Origin of the sequence: Anaerococcus degeneri (assembly GCF_017874475.1) — a bacterium.
GTDB lineage: Bacteria > Bacillota > Clostridia > Tissierellales > Peptoniphilaceae > Anaerococcus > Anaerococcus degeneri.
On sequence record NZ_JAGGLO010000006.1, the window covers coordinates 39,158 to 55,040 of the forward strand.

At 37.1% G+C, this 15,883-nt stretch carries 9 protein-coding genes; all 9 read right to left on the reverse strand.

Annotated features, from left to right (window positions below; genetic code table 11):
• Positions 1 to 11: 11 nt before the first annotated feature.
• Positions 12 to 4,475, reverse strand: a complete 4,464-nt coding sequence (locus tag J2Z38_RS07015; RefSeq protein WP_225304611.1) for a PolC-type DNA polymerase III — start codon at positions 4,473 to 4,475, stop codon at positions 12 to 14.
• Complete coding sequence (gene ispG, locus J2Z38_RS07020) at positions 4,465 to 5,523, reverse strand: flavodoxin-dependent (E)-4-hydroxy-3-methylbut-2-enyl-diphosphate synthase (protein WP_209774251.1); 1,059 nt, start codon at positions 5,521 to 5,523, stop codon at positions 4,465 to 4,467. The genes J2Z38_RS07015 and ispG overlap by 11 nt, the downstream gene beginning before the upstream one ends.
• Before the next feature lie 10 nt (positions 5,524 to 5,533).
• Complete coding sequence (rseP, locus tag J2Z38_RS07025; protein ID WP_209774257.1) at positions 5,534 to 6,547, reverse strand: RIP metalloprotease RseP; 1,014 nt, start codon at positions 6,545 to 6,547, stop codon at positions 5,534 to 5,536.
• A 9-nt stretch (positions 6,548 to 6,556) separates the two neighbouring features.
• Positions 6,557 to 7,336 carry a phosphatidate cytidylyltransferase gene (locus J2Z38_RS07030; RefSeq protein ID WP_209774258.1) on the reverse strand — a complete coding sequence of 260 codons (780 nt, stop codon included), beginning with the start codon at positions 7,334 to 7,336 and terminating at the stop codon, positions 6,557 to 6,559.
• Positions 7,333 to 8,028: an isoprenyl transferase gene (locus J2Z38_RS07035; RefSeq protein ID WP_209774260.1), complete on the reverse strand. Its 696-nt coding sequence runs from the start codon at positions 8,026 to 8,028 to the stop codon at positions 7,333 to 7,335. Before J2Z38_RS07035 ends, J2Z38_RS07030 begins: the two co-directional genes overlap by 4 nt.
• A 162-nt stretch (positions 8,029 to 8,190) precedes the next feature.
• On the reverse strand, positions 8,191 to 9,483 hold the full coding sequence (locus J2Z38_RS07040; RefSeq protein WP_209774261.1) for a S41 family peptidase: 1,293 nt from the start codon (positions 9,481 to 9,483) through the stop codon (positions 8,191 to 8,193).
• Between the two features lie 52 nt (positions 9,484 to 9,535).
• Positions 9,536 to 12,517 (reverse strand): type I restriction endonuclease subunit R, encoded by a 2,982-nt coding sequence (locus J2Z38_RS07045; RefSeq protein WP_209774263.1) that lies wholly within the window; start codon positions 12,515 to 12,517, stop codon positions 9,536 to 9,538.
• Position 12,518: 1 nt separating this feature from the next.
• Complete coding sequence (locus J2Z38_RS07050) at positions 12,519 to 13,769, reverse strand: restriction endonuclease subunit S (protein ID WP_209774265.1); 1,251 nt, start codon at positions 13,767 to 13,769, stop codon at positions 12,519 to 12,521.
• A 1-nt stretch (position 13,770) separates the two neighbouring features.
• The gene (locus J2Z38_RS07055) at positions 13,771 to 15,879 is read right to left on the reverse strand and encodes a type I restriction-modification system subunit M (RefSeq protein WP_209774266.1); all 2,109 of its coding nucleotides are present in this window, start codon (positions 15,877 to 15,879) and stop codon (positions 13,771 to 13,773) included.
• Positions 15,880 to 15,883: the final 4 nt, after the last annotated feature.

A 15,883-nucleotide genomic window follows, 5' to 3' on the forward strand; every position in this document is an offset into this window, starting at 1 on the left:
CAGTTTTTTTCTTAGAACAAGCCATCAAATAGGCTCATTTGGTTTTCTTCCTGGATTCCTTCTATGATTCCCAAGTCTTTTAGGCTCTTTAGGGCGTTTTTATTGACCGAAGTCCTTGATGTAAGGTCTTCAATCGAGATAAAATCTCCCTTGGCCCTTTCTTCTACTATATCTCTTGCCATAGCTTCGCTGACGTCATCAACTGCCGCCAATGGTGGGAGTATTTGTCCATCCTTGATCAAAAACTTGGTCGCATCAGATTCGTAAATATCAGCCTTCCTGATTTTTATTTCCCTGGCGTGCATCTCTTCTGCAACTTCAAAGACCGTCCTCAAATCCTGATCTCTCTTGCTTATATTGAACATTTCCTTGTAGGCATTTAAAGCCATCTGAACAGATTCAAGACCAGATAAGATTGTAGAATAGGTAAAATCACCTAATTTTGATGAGAAATATGAAGCGTAGAAGGCCTCAGGGTAGTAAACCTTATAATAAGCAATCCTGTAGGACATTAAACAATAAGCAACAGCGTGGGCCTTTGGGAAAAGATATGCAATCTTTAGACAAGAATCTATATACCAGTCCTTGACCCCATTTTCTCTCATATATTCAATCTCTTCTTCGCTTAAGCCCTTGCCCTTACGAACTTTTTCCATAATCATGAAGGACTTTTTCTTATCAAGGCCTTCTTGGATTAAGGCGTTCATGATATCATCTCTGGTTGAAATTATCTCATTAAAGTCTGCAGTATTTGACTTGATAAGATCTTGAGCATTGCTTAACCAAACGTTAGTACCATGGGACAAACCAGAAATCCTAGCCATTTCAGAAAACTTCTTAGGATAGGTATCCTTGAGCATGCCACGTACGAAGTTTGTTCCAAATTCTGGTATCCCAAGAGTCCCTACATCGTTATTTGAGAAATCATGTTTAATCTTAAGTGGCTCTGTAGATGAGAAAATCTTCATGACGTCCGAATCGTCCATCTTTATCTTCAGTGGGTCTGTTCCAGTCAAGTCTTGGAGATTTCTGATTACAGAAGGCACATCGTGGCCCAAAAGGTCAAGCTTCAATAAGGTTTCTTCCATAACCCTGTATGGGAAATGTGTAGTCTTATTCCCGCTTGCTGGGTCATCTGCCGGATATTGGATTGGGCAAATATCAAAGACTTCTATATCATCAGGCACAACTATAAGTCCGCCCGGGTGCTGGCCTGTTGACCTTTTTACTTCACTTAAACCTCTTTGGAGCTTTCTAATTTGAGCATTTGTGAGGTTTAGGTTATTTTCTTCCATGTATTTTTTGATATAACCAAAGGCAGTGTTATCCTTGATAGTACCTATGGTTCCTGCCCTAAAGACCTTGCCCTCACCGAAAAGTTCCTCGGTATATTTATGGATTGTAGGTTGGTATTCTCCCGCAAAGTTTAAATCTATATCAGGTTCCTTGTCGCCTTCAAAACCTAAAAATACTTCAAATGGGATATTGTGGCCATCCTTATGCATTGGTGTTCCACATTCCGGACAATCCTTATCTGGATAATCTATACCTGAACCCAACAAATCATCTTCAAAAAACTCCGAATGTTTACACTTTGGACAAACATAGTGAGGAGAAAGTGGGTTAACCTCAGTGATGTCAGCCATGGTCGCCGCAAAGGAAGAACCTACAGATCCCCTAGAACCTACTAGATATCCGTCTTCGTTGGATTTTTTTACAAGCTTCTGGGCAATTATATATAAAACTGCGTAGCCGTTTGAAATAATCGAATGTAGCTCCCTATCAAGCCTATCTTTTACAATTTTTGGCAGAGGATCGCCGTAGATTTCGTGGGCCTTTTTAAAACAAGTTTCCCTTAGCATTTCCTCTGAACCTTCGATTTTTGGTGGGAAGGTCCCATGAGGAATTGGCCTAATATCTTCAAGGCCAGCCACAATTTTCTTTGGATTTCTAATTACAAGCTCGTAGGCCTTTGAATCGCCAAGATAAGCAAAATCTTTTAGCATCTCATCTGTGGTCCTCAAATAATAAAGGGGCCTGTTTTCCTTGTAGAAGAAGAATGAACCTTTTTTAAGGACATTTCTAAGCTTGTAATCTCCAGGTTCTAAGTATCTAACCCCACCTGTCGCTGCAACTAATTTATTATTAGCCTCACCAAAATCAATTATCTTTTGGTTAATTTCCTTAACTTGGGCAAGGGAGTCGATTTTTCCGGACTCAACCTTGTCTAAGAACATAGAAACTGGCTCAACTTGGTAGAAGTCAAACATATCTAAGATTCTTTTTATATCCCTGTCATTTCTTTCATTTAGGAGATATTCAAAGACCATTCCTTCTGCTCCACCACCACCAAGAACAAGTCCTTCCCTATATTTTTCAAGGACAGACAAAGGAGTTCTTGCTTCGCCATTTGCAATGTGATTCATCCTAGATTCGGAAACTAGCTTGTAAAGATTTTTAAGCCCTGTCTTATCCTTAGCGAAGGCAAGAGCAGAAAAAGTCTGGTGTTTAGCCTTTGGGTATGCAGTCTTAAGGCTATTAATCTTTGAAATATCAAGGCCTTCCTGATCCATAATCATCTTATACATCTTGATGAAAATCTGAGCTGTTGCCCTTGCATCATCAGATGCCCTGTGGTGGTTAAAGGCTGGTATATCAAGCTTTCTTGCAATCTTATCTAGGGAAACTTTCCCCATGTCATCAAAAAGTGCACGAGCCATTGGGAGGGTATCTAGGTAAATCGGATCAAAATTCAAACCCAATCTCTTTGCATTTTCTCTTATAAAACCTACGTCAAAGTCTGTATTTTGACCAACTAAGATGCTATCTCCAGCAAATTTTAAAAATCCTGGTAAAACCTCGTCGATTTTTGGCTTATCAGCAAGCATGGCGTCTGTAATACCTGTTATTTCAACGATTTTTTCAGGTAAGATTCTTTCTGGATTTATTAATTGGTTATAAGTTTCGGTTATTTCTCCATTTTCCACCCTCACAGCACCGATTTCTGTGATGGCGTCCCTGTATTTTAAAAGCCCTGTGGTTTCTATATCGAAAACCACAAAAGACCCATCTTCAAGATTTTTGAAATTTGGTAAATCTTTGTCAGATAGATTGGTCAATATCCTTAAATCATCTTCCACAAGAAGGAGTTCCACCCCGTTTAGGACTCTGATTCCGTTTTTCTTATAAGAATCGTAAACATAAGGCAAGACTTGGAGGTTTTCTGTATCGGTTATACCAATTGTATCCCAACCCCATTCCTTAAGGACTTTCAAAAGGACACCATCGTCCACAAAACCGTCCAGGTTTGTGTATTTTGAATGAAGTTCAAGCTCAAACCTCTTATCTGCTGCCAAATCTACCTTCTTAGAAATCAAGGCATTTGTTATAGAATTTACTGTAAAGACATCTTCCTTGGCATAGTCATCGAAGTTTAAAACACCTTCAACTTGAACAGCCATCCCATCCTTGAGTTCTTCAAGTTTGAAATTATTTTTCTTGTTGGCAAAAAGCTTGCATGAAATCGCATCAGTCTTATCTTCCAAATCGAAAGTATAAATAAAATAACCAGATTTTGTTTCAATGCAACTTAAGCCATAAATAGTCCCAATCAGAGAATTGGTCATACCCTTTTTATCGTAAATATCTTCGATTTGTATAGGGTCAGACTTGATTTTTCTCCCAAAATTTAGGCCTTCAGTATTTTTCTTGGCCTCTTCCTTTTCCTTTTGCTTGTTTTGATAATTAAGTGCCTGGGCAATCTGCCTTTGTAGTTGGGCTTCCTTTGCCCTTTTTAGGTCATCAAATGATGAAGATTCGGCGGCTTGTGGACTTACTCCTACTTGGAAAGATTCTTCGACATGGATTATTTTCTCATCTTGAGGATTTTCTTCATCAAGTAGACTTTCTTCGTCTTCTTCGGCAAGTTCCCTTTCTTCAAGGTCTTCGTCCAATTCCTCTTCAACTAAATCAGTATTTTCCAGTTCATTTGTCAAAGAAACTGAGCTTTCTTCCTTACTTTCCGCTTCTTCTTCCAAAAGCTCATCTTGATCTATACTCACTTCATTAAAAGGATTTTCATCTAAACCGTCATCTATATCTATGATTTCAGCTTCTTCATCTCCAAAATTTACCTTAGATGGATAATAAGAAGGATTTTCTATTGGCTTAGGCTCTGAGGTATTTTCATCCCTAAAAACTATGTCATTTAAATCATCAGGTACATCTTCGTATTCGACCTCGCCCTCATATTCTGGTATATAATCGTCACAGTCCTTTACAATAATTTTTTCATAGGAAATCTTAAGGTCAACAAAGTCGAAATATTCTCTCAAATCCTCTTCAAACCTGGAATCTAAAGGATTTTCCGATTTAATTCTAAGGTCCAGCAGGTTTTCCTTTTGATAATAAATCGCACTTATTATAGTATATAAATTTTCTTTAACTTTTATTAATTTAGCCAGGTCAATTTGCATTTTTCTCTTCTTTTAAAACTTCAATTAGGGTATCTACTATCTCTTCTTCTTTTACTTTCTTAACAGTCTTGCCATTTTTAAACAAAAATCCCATCCCATTAGCAGCAGAAATTCCATAATCTGCCTCTTTTGATTCGCCAGGACCATTTACAGGACAACCCATAATGGCAACCTTGGCATTGACATCAAGGCCTTTTGACTTTTCTTCAACCTCTCCAACTATCCTTGGAAGGTCAACTGTAGTCCTAGAACAAGTCGGGCAAGAAACTATATCGAGTCCATCACGTCTAAGGCCAAGAGCCTTCAAAATTGCCTTGCCAGCCCTTACTTCCTCAACAATATCACCTGTGATAGACACCCTCAAAGTATCGCCAATCCCGTCTTTAAGGAGAGAGCCAATCCCTATTGAGGACTTAACAAGGGCTTGATAGAGAGGTCCTGCTTCTGTCACTCCCAGATGCAAAGGGTAATCTACCTTAGATGACAAAAGCCTATAGGCATCTATCATAGTATTTACATCAGAAGATTTTACAGAAATTTTTATGTCGTGAAAGTCCATATCTTCAAGGATTTTTACCTCTTCTATGGCAGATGCTACAAGGGAATCCTTGTTAACTCCGCCAAAGCGATCTATAACTTGTCTAGAAATCGACCCAGAATTAACCCCAATCCTTATTGGGATTTGTCTTTTCTTGCACTCTTCAACAAGGAGGGCCACCTTATCTTTGCCCCCAATATTTCCTGGATTATATCTCAAACAGTCACACCCATTTTCCACAGCTGCAAGGGCTAGTTTATAATCAAATTGGATGTCAGCCACAAAAGGAATATTTGTAAGGCTTTTTATCTTAGCAATGGCCTTTGCATCCTCGATTGTATTTATAGCCGACCTTGAAATATCGCAACCACAAGCTTCTAAAGCTTTTATTTGCTTAACTACTGCTTCCACATCAGAAGTCTTCGCAGTTGTCATTGATTGGATAGAAATAGGAGAGCCGCCACCAACAGCAACATCTCCTACAAAAATTTTTCTCGTTTCTTTTCTCATTTATACCTTCTTATCTAAAAATATTTATGATATCTTTTATTGAAACCACCAAAATTAGACCTAACAATATGAAAAATCCAACCATGGTAATTTTTTCTTCAAGTTTTTTATTTATTTTCTTGCCTGTAATAATTTCAATCCCACTTGTCAAAAGCTTTGACCCATCAAGGGCAGGGATTGGCAAGAGGTTGAAAACCGCAAGGTTTACTGAAATATAGGCCAAAAAGTAAAGTAGGTTTGCAAGACCATTTTGGGCTTGGTTTCCTAATTCCTTAAGGACTCCAACCGGACCTGAAAGGGCACCAAGGGCGAGTTTGCCAGTAAAAAGCCTGCCTAAAATCACGAAAATCATCTTGATATTGCGGCCTGTTTCCTTAAAACCAAGGCCTATGGCCTCAAAAAATCCAGGTGTGCGCCTAGCAGGAATTATTCCAATATAAGTATTTTCTCCTTCAACCTTTGGCTTAAAGGCAAAATCAAGTTCTTTGCCATCTCTTTTTGCAAGCACTGTGATTTCCTTTTCGAAATCCTTATCTTTATAAAAATCATTAACCACTTTAGAAATATCTGCAAAATCAGAAATCTCTTGGCCATTGACTTTTAAAATCTCATCGCCTTTTTCAATGCCAGCAACCTTGGCTGGGGAATCTTCGATAAAGTCATCGACTCTTGTAGTCACAACTCCGCCAATTACACCAACTATTGTAAAAACAAGGACTGCTATAATCAAATTCGCCACTGGCCCTGCAAGGATTGTTAAAAATCTCTTTATGGCAGGTGCATTGTCAAAACTCCTTGGATCAGATGATTCGTCATCTTCGCCCTCCATAGCACAATACCCGCCAATAGGAATTGCCCTAAAAGAATAAGTAGTCTCCCCTTTTTCCTTTGAATAAATAAGGGGTCCCATCCCTACTGCAAACTCATTTACCTTTATTCCCGATTTTTTAGCCACAATAAAGTGGCCAAACTCGTGGAAAACAATCAGTAGCAAAAATAAAACTACCGCTAAAACTATTCTCATTTATCCTCCTTAAACCCTAGAAAAAAGATAAAGGACAGGAGCAATAAACATGATAGAGTCAAACCTATCAAGTATGCCGCCGTGGCCTGGTATTAAATTACCAAAATCTTTAATTCCAGTTTGTCTTTTGATATAAGATGCAATTAAATCTCCAATTTGAGACATAATCGCAGCTATAATTGTAAAAATAACTATCTCCCTGATATAATTATCAAGTCCAAATTCGTGGCAATAGACAATATTTAAAATTGTCGCCCCAATAATACCCCCAATAGATCCTTCTATGGTCTTATTTGGGCTAATATGGGCCATCCACTCCATCTTGTGCTTGCCAAAAAGGCTGCCAATTATATAGGCAAAGGTGTCTGATCCCCAGGCTGTAATATAAAGCATCCAAACATAGGAGACATTTTTTATCCTAAGTATATGGGAAATCAAAAATGACACATAAAGCATGACAAAGGCCGCCGCAAAGCCATCATAAAGGCTATAGTGACCTGTCAAAATAATATACATAAATAAAGATAAAACTGATACCACGATGGATGCTATATAAATATCAGAATTATTTACAAAGGCAGCCGCCATAATAATTCCATTTATAAAATATAGGCACTTCATTGGCAAATGAAGGTCAATCTTCTTTAAAGCCTTATCCATCTCGTGGAGGGCAATATAAGAAAAAGCTGCCACACCAATGGCAAGAGGAATCCTACCCAAATAAGTTATCAGTATTAAAAGTGTTAAAATTACAGCGCCACCAAAGGCCCTGTTTAAAAACTTAATCATAAGCCACCATATCTTCTATCTCTTTTGGTAAAAGCAAGGATTGCTTCCCTTAGGTCATCTTCTGTAAAATCTGGCCACAAAACATCTGTAAAATATAATTCTGTATAGGCAAGCTGGTAGATTAGGAAATTTGAAAGTCTTATTTCCCCACCAGGTCTGATTAATAAATCTGGATCAGAAAGGCCTGCCGTATATAAATTTTCAGAAATTAATTCTTCTGTAATCTCGTCCTTGCCATAGCCTTTTTCCATAATTTTCTGAAAGGAATGGACAATTTCATCCCTTCCCCCATAATTAAGGGCAATATTTATGGTAAGCGATTTATTATCTTTTGTCTTCTCAAGGGCAAGATCACAAGCTTTTTTGGTCTTTGCCGGAAGTTTTGAAATATCTCCCAAAAAATTCATCTTACAATCTTCAGCCATTAGTTGATCTAGCTTAGAATTTAAAAATTTAATCAATAAATCCATCAAAAAACCAACCTCACTAGCTGGTCTCTTCCAATTCTCTGTGGAAAATGCATAAAGAGTCAAAGTCTTAACCCCAAATTTCTTGGCGGACCTTGCTATCCTAACCACATTTTCCGCACCTTCCTTATGGCCGAAGGTCCTAGGCCTATTTTGTTTTTTTGCCCACCTACCATTGCCATCAAGGATAATCGCAATGTGGTCAGGTATTTTTAATTCAGTCATAATCCCTCTCTATATCCTAACCACTATACCCAAAATCCCTGATTTTTTCTATAAAAAACTAGACTTATGACCTGGCTTTAGATTTTAATTTCCATTTAAAATTATAAACTTAGATTGATTGCACCAAAAAAACGACATATTCAAATGCCGCTTTTTTTAAAATTATTTACCCTGCGATTCTAATTCTATTACTTTCTTCACACACCCGTCATTAGAAGGGATTTGTGATTGGTCTTTTTTGGGGATTTCTATATCAGGAATTGTGTAGGTTGATTCTTCCATCGATTCTGTTTCCCTAAGTCCTAGCTCGTGGGAAAATCTTAGGATGTACTTGGTGTTTGGAAGTTTCACCATGGCTGGTGTTGTTCCAATCCCATCTCCACCTGTCTTTTCCCCAATGATTGTACCTAGATTATTATCCCTAAAAAAGTGAGCTGCAATTTGGCCTGATGAATAGACATCCTCATCGATTAAAAGATAGAGATTGCCATTAAATTTATAGTCATCACCAAATTCTCCAGGATTTTCAAGACCCGGATTAAAGATAATGTAGGTGTAGTTTTTTCTAATATCATCCATCATCTTCTTATCTTTTTTAAGGAAAGGAATATTATCTTCCAAATATTTAAAATCCGACTCCTTAATTTTCTTTATAGAATCCCTTAACTCCGGAAACTGTGGGTCGTACTTAAAGACCTCATCTGACCTAAATAAAATATATTCATGGGTATCTTTAAAATCCTTTTTGCCCAAAATCATAGGATACAAATAAGAATCTGTGTAGGCAGAATTGCCCCCACCATTGCCCCTAAGGTCTATTATTAAGGCCTTCTTGTTTTTTGATTTTTTGAGATAAGTCTTTAGAAGGTCTAAATCTTCCTCAAAATCAGGAGTCCCTGGATCTATCATTGCCCTAATTTTAATATAGGCTATATCCTTATTTATATCTTGGGTGATTAGATTTTTAGTAGCCGCCCTAGATTCTTTAAAAATCTTATCAAAAAAACGAGAAATTTTTGTCCCAAATAAATAATTTATCAAATCAACATTAACAAGACCTTTTTCTTCCTTATTTGAAAGGACAAAGGTCTCTTTCATATCATAAGACTCATCATTATCCAAAAGATTGGTATGACCATCACCCAAATCTTCCAAAATCCTATTCATCTTATCAAAAAATTCTTTATCGGTCTTTAGGTTTTTGATTTCTTTCTTGTAATTTTCTCGTTCTTTCAAAAAATCATAGGTCCCATTCCTATAAAAAAGGCCATAGTATTTTTCCAAAGTATCAAAGGCATAGTCAAAGTCATTTTCAAAAGGACTTTGATTTTCGGAATAATATTTTGGATCAATTTCGTAGTCAAAATGACTACCATTCTGTCTAAATAAAAAGGATACTGAAATACCAATTATTAAAGAAGCCACAAGCCCTAAAACCATTTTCAATTTTTTCATAATTCACCTTCATAACTTGGCCTAAACTTAAAAAATAGGCCAAGAAAATATATTAAGCCCTAAGACTCCTATAGATTTCACTTAAGAAAATGCCAAGTACCTCTTTTTGAGCATCTGCATTATCAAGTAGGTAAGAGAAAAATCCTTGATTTTGTCCCAAACCTTCTATGAGGGCGTCTTCCACATTTGAAAAATAAGAGAATTTGAAGTCATTTTCAGAATTGTTTTTGGCTGACCTTTTTAATTCCTCAGATTTTAGCATAATATCTCTAATCTGCATAGCAGCCTTGGTGGCCACATTCACATCATAGTTTGCCCCTGTTTTTGCATTGATTTCTGCAATTATTTCTGATAATCTTTCCTTCTTATCAGGTGGTAATTCTATAGGGCCAGCAGTAGGTAGGCTTATTATAGGAGATGAAGTACCTGGTCCACCTATATGGGTTTTACCCTTCTTTTGGACAAAATTATCAGCCCTCACCTTGCCCTTTAGGTCAAAACCTGGGCCCGGTTCATTTATAGATATGATTTTTAGAAAATAGGAAATATAGATATAGAATTTGTGCACATCCAAATCCTCAAAGCAAGACACCTGGATCAAAAATTCATAAAATCTTTTGAAATTTCTCATAGTTGAGATAAAATCCCTCTGTTCTTCCTCTGATAATTCCTTTAGTCTCCTATTTGCATTTTGCAAAGACATCAACAGTGACCTTTGCTCCTTAGCAGTAATATTTCCCTCTCTCTTTTTGAAAATCAACTCATTTGCCCTATCTACATCAAGTGGGTCAATCACATTATAGCCCTCAATACTTGTTAAAATATCCCTAACCTTGCTGGCTGTCAAATCACTCGCAAGCAGGGTTGTTGTGTAATATGGGGCGAAGGATTTTTTAATGTCTTCATAATCGTTGGTGAAATCTAAGACAAAGACCTTCTTCTCGAAAGGTGGGCAAACCCTATTTAGCCTTGAAAGTGTCTGAACAGCATTCACACCCTTTAGCTTCTTTAAAATATACATGGCAGCTAATTTATTTTGGTCAAAACCTGTCTGATACTTATTTGCAACAATCATCACATTATAAGCTTCAGAATCAAAGGCAGATGGAACTCTGTCTTCGCTCATTTTATTCATGCTAACTTCTGTATATTCTTTTTCATCATCATCTAGTTTTACTTTGCCAGAAAAGGCAACGAGGGCGTGGATATTATCATATCCTTGTTTTTTAACATAGGCGTCAAAGGCCTTGGCGTATTTCACAGCAGCCTCTCTAGATGAAGTGACAACCATGGCCTTGGCTTGTCCACCTAGGCCCTCCATGACATTATTTTTGAAATGTTCGATGATTATTTGAACTCTCTGGCTAATATTTGTATCATGAAGCTCTACAAACCTTGCAATCGCTCTTTTAGCATCGGATGTCTTAAGGGTTGGATCATCCTCGATTTCCTTATTAATCCTATACATGGTTTCATAAGTTGTGTAATTTTGCAAAACATCTAGGATAAATCCTTCTTCTATAGCCTGTTTCATAGAATATAGGTGGAAGGCCTCATAATTGCCATTTTTATTTAGCCTACCAAACATCCTTAGGGTAGTAGCCTTTGGTGTAGCTGTAAAGGCAAACATAGAAACATTGGCCTGCTTGCCTGATTTTCTAATCTTATCTAGGATAAGGTCATCTTCGTCCTGATATTCCCCATCGTAAGAAGCTAGGGCTTCATTTACCGCCGCCATATTTTTGCCAGATGTAGAAGAGTGGGCCTCATCAATAATTACTGCAAAATTTTTATCCTTAAGTCCTACAAGCTCATCAACTATATAAGGAAACTTTTGAATTGTTGTTGCAATTATTTTTGTATTGCCCTCAAGTGCAAGCTTTAGGTCGTTTGATGAGCACTTTTCATCCATGGTCTTTATTAGGCCGTGGGCATGGTCAAGACTCATCACTGCCTTTTGTAACTGCCTATCCACCACCACCCTGTCAGTGACAATTATAGTTGTATCAAAAATCACCTTATTATCTCTATCGTGGAGGGAAACCAACCTGTGAGCGAGCCAGGCAATTGAATTTGTCTTGCCAGATCCAGCAGAATGTTGGATAAGATAATTTAAGGAAGTTTTATTTTCCCTAACATCGGCTAATAATTTTCTAACCAAATCTAATTGGTGAAACCTAGGGAAAATCACTGTTTCCTTAATCTTTGTAGACCCAGTAAGTTCGTCTTCTTTTTCGACTCTCTCAATGAAAATAAACTTCTTGATTAACTCTAAAAGCGAATCCTTGGTGAGGACTTCCTCCCACATATATGACACAGGAAGCTTATCAGAAACTTCTGGATTGCCTGCACCGGTGTGGACTCCCTCGCCCCTGCCCTTGTTGAAAGGAAGGAAAAAAGTCGCAGGCCCATCTATTTTGGTAGTCATCATGACCTCTGATGTATCCATAGCAAAATTTACAAAACACCCTGCCTTCCACAAAAATAGCCTAGACTTAGGATTACGGTCTGTTCTGTATTGTTCGATGGCATCCCTGTAGGTCTGGCCAGAATATTCGCTCTTAAGCTCTAGGGAAATTATTGCCAACCCATTTAAGAATAAGACTAAGTCCACCCTTTCATCATCATTTGCCCAAACCTCTTCCATGACAGAAAAGATATTGGATTCGTATTTTTCAGTAAGGTCCTTGTTGAAATCTGTGGCAGGCCTTGTGTACATCAGCTCTAGCTTCCTATTAGAAATTTCTATCCCATTTTTAAGGACATCAACAAGTGAAGAACCTTTTTTAGTAATTTCCCCATTGATAAAGTTAACAAGAGTCTCTCTGAGGTCGTCCTTATAAATCCCCTCAAGGTCAGCCATCAAATCTCCTTGGCTCTTATATAGAAATTCAAAAAGGAGGTCTATATCCATGGCATAGGATTTATTGAAATCCTTGTTTTTCCTCTCTATAAAGCCATTTTCAGAAACTAAATGGTCCAAAAATTCCCTTTGAAATTCATATCTTTCATCAAATATATTAAAATTTGCCAAGTCAAACCTCCTTCTTTCCAGTCACATACTCATAAATGAGTGACTTTTTGTATTCTTCTAGGCTTTGTAATTGTTTTTGTTTTAGTGAAATTGTTTCGTCTATAATTTTACTAATTTCATCAATTTTAGAAATTATCTCTTTTAATTCTCTCATTTCAGGAATTGGAATATGCATATTAGCAAGTAAGTCCATTTGCAGATGTGTTTGATTAGTGGATCCTTTAGCAAAAATTCCATTAATCAATTCATAATTTACACTCATAATATAATAAATTAATTTTGCTATATCTTTATTCTTATTTCTAATATATGCAACATCTGTTGATGCTAAAAACATTCCATCTTCCTCAAAGAAGTACGTTTTTCCTAAGACTCCTCCACCTGTAGTAGCAAGCAAAACATCATTTTTTTGTAGCACCTCTTCTCCAATTGGTTTATCACTACAATATTTTAAATTCCAGTCAAAATAACCTTTACTGAAAGTTGCTTGATTTACTACTGGAGTTAAATGTTCTTCAACATAATTTGGACTTATCCCTTTTGAAATGGAATCAGATATGAATTTTAATTTGATTAGATCCCAATGTTTAGGAATTTGTCCAATCCATTCAATGCCAGAGTCTTTCATTTCCACATTTTTATCCAAACCCTTGGTCACAGCCTCTGTAATTAGAGATTTTTTGTAGTTTTCTAATTTTTCTATTTCATCATTAATTTTTATTAATAAATAATCTATAGATGATATTTTATTATTTAAATAATAAGTTATTTTTTCTTGTACTTCTAAATTTGGGTGAGGGACATCTATGTTTTTCATTTTACTCCAATTAGTTGTCCGTAAATCATCAACAATCCCGTTTCCCCATTTATAAAATTCATCCGAAAATGATGGATTTGTAAAAACCCAGTTATAGTATTCAGGATTCATCGTTTCATTAGGTGATAAAACAATGTTTATTAAAGAAACTGAACCATCATATTTTGAAATTCCACAAGAACCTCTTCTATCAGACCTACTATTTATAACAAAATCATCTTTTTTTACAAGTTTTCTATTATTGTGATCATTTGTTTTTGCGGCTGTTTCTAATTGTGGTAATATTCCATTCATAGTTACTGATAAGGGTGGATAATCTATGTCGCTAACCTTTGTATTTCTTAAAGAATATAAACTTCCAATCCTTGTAGTTTCCCAATCCTCAGGAATTTCCCCTATCCATTCTATGCCAGAGTCTTTCATTTTCCTTGCCATCTTAGTTCTCCTCGAATAGGTCTTTGACTTTTTGGTTGACCAAGTCTTCTAATTCCAAAAACTCTTTGGCGAGGTCTTCTGATGGTCTTGGGGACTCGTACTTATAGAAATATCTTGTAAAAGGTATTTCTGCACCTGTTTTGATCCTTGGGGTCTTTAGGCTTAGGTCTTCTTCAAAGAAGGCTTTGGCATCTGGGATGTGTGGGAGGACTTCCCTTTGCATATAGGTGTCTATATCTTCTCTGATATTTACGATTTCCGTATCTTTGGTGTCCTTGTCATAAATGATTTTCCCCTTCTTGTCTTTTTGGATTTCCGCATTTTTATCCATTAGGGAAAGGCCGTCTAGGATATTGGCAAAGATGGTCTTACTTAAATTGAGGTCTGCCAAGACCATATCCAAGATTTTTTCGAAATCATCTACATTTTTATAAATGATATCAGATTTGTTTGCCCTTAGCTTTTCAAATATCTTTTCATAATCAATTTTATTTTCTTCATATTTTTTAAGATTTTTCTTTTCTGTCTTGTTTAACTCTGTGGCACTTTCTTCTTTTTCTAGGATTTCCTCATGTTTTGCAGGATCATAGAATGAATTTAATTTGCCTGATGTCTCAAGGTTTTCTATCCTCTCATCATTTATAGCGTAGGACCTTTGGAGGGGCTCCATGACTGTGTATTCTCTGTAGATAAATTCCTCATTTGGATAGATTTGGCAAAGGTCGTTTTCAGAGAAGTTCGCATATAGTTCTGTGATTTTTTTGCGGTCTTCGCCTGTAAATTCCTTTCTCTTGTTGCCTAGAGATTTCCTAAGTGAGTGGTAGATTTCTGTGGCATCTATAAGCTGGATTTTGCCAAGTCTTTCTGCTCTCTTGTTTTTAGATAAAATCCAAGCATAGGTTGCTATGCCGGTGTTGTAAAAGAGGTCGGTTGGCATGGCTATGATTGCCTCGATGTAGTCGTTTTCTAATAACCACCTTCTTATCTGGCTTTCTCCAGAGGATACGCCCCCATTAAAAAGTGGTGAACCATTTGTAATTATGGCGGCCCTGCCAACTTCATCGTCCATTTTGTCTATAGCAGATTGCATAAAAAGTAGCTGGGAATCCCCACCTGCAGGAAGACCAGCAGGCCACCTAGATTTTTCGCCCTTGGCGTATTCTTCCATGACGGCTTCTTCTTGGCCAGTCTTGGCATCAGCTCCCTTGTAAGGAGTGCCAAAAGGTGGATTTTCTATGACAAATCTCATCTTTGTATCTTTGAAACAATCTTTTTTGAAGGTGTCAACATGGATAAAGTTTGATGCATCTTGGCCCTTGATAAGCATTTCCGCAAGGCCTACTGCGTAGGATTGACCTATGAGTTCCTGGCCAAATAACCTGATATCCGCAGTTTGATTTAGGTGGCGGAGGTGTCCGTAGGCTGTAGAAAGCATGCCCCCTGTTCCTGCGGCTTGATCTAGGACTGTTATGACCTTGCCATCGTCAAAGACATCGTCGCATCCTTCGGCAGTGAGGACCCATACCATCATTTTGATAATATCTCTGCCTGTATAATACTGACCAGCATCTACGTTTTGATAAAATCTGCCGATTAGGTTTTCAAAGATATAGCCCATTTTCATTGGGTCAAAGTTTTCTTCTGATAGGTCTAGCTCAGAGAAGGCCTTAACCACTGTAAATAGGCAGTTGCCCTTATTCATCTTATCAATATGGGTATCTATGTCTAGTTCGTTTAAGATTTCTGATACATTTGCCGAAAATCCTTCGAGGTAAGATTTGAAATTTGCTGCCAAGTGGTCTGGGTCATTGCAAAGCTCTTCTAGGTTGTATCTGGATGTATTATAAAATTGCCTGCCAGCTACCCTGTACATTGCTTTGACTGGATAAGACCTATTTTGTTCATAAGTTTCTACTACTTTATCTTTAGTATTTGCTAAGACACATTCAAACCTTCGTATTATGGTCATTGGAATAATTACATCTCCGTACTTATCTGGCATATAAACTCCCCTGAGTTTGTTGGCAATCGACCAGATAAAGTCGGATTCTTTTGATATATCTATTGGCATATCTTCCCAAATTGCTGTTGATAATAGGTTTTCACTCATATTT

Excerpts from the sequence above, each read along its gene's own strand:
- ispG (WP_209774251.1), bottom strand. The coding sequence starts at position 5,523 with ATGAGAAAAGAAACGAGAAAAATTTTTGTAGGAGATGTTGCTGTTGGT.
- J2Z38_RS07030 (WP_209774258.1), bottom strand. The coding sequence starts at position 7,336 with ATGATTAAGTTTTTAAACAGGGCCTTTGGTGGCGCTGTAATTTTAACA.
- J2Z38_RS07015 (WP_225304611.1), bottom strand. The coding sequence starts at position 4,475 with ATGCAAATTGACCTGGCTAAATTAATAAAAGTTAAAGAAAATTTATAT.
- J2Z38_RS07050 (WP_209774265.1), bottom strand. The coding sequence starts at position 13,769 with ATGGCAAGGAAAATGAAAGACTCTGGCATAGAATGGATAGGGGAAATT.
- rseP (WP_209774257.1), bottom strand. The coding sequence starts at position 6,547 with ATGAGAATAGTTTTAGCGGTAGTTTTATTTTTGCTACTGATTGTTTTC.
- J2Z38_RS07055 (WP_209774266.1), bottom strand. The coding sequence starts at position 15,879 with ATGAGTGAAAACCTATTATCAACAGCAATTTGGGAAGATATGCCAATA.
- J2Z38_RS07040 (WP_209774261.1), bottom strand. The coding sequence starts at position 9,483 with ATGAAAAAATTGAAAATGGTTTTAGGGCTTGTGGCTTCTTTAATAATT.
- J2Z38_RS07035 (WP_209774260.1), bottom strand. The coding sequence starts at position 8,028 with ATGACTGAATTAAAAATACCTGACCACATTGCGATTATCCTTGATGGC.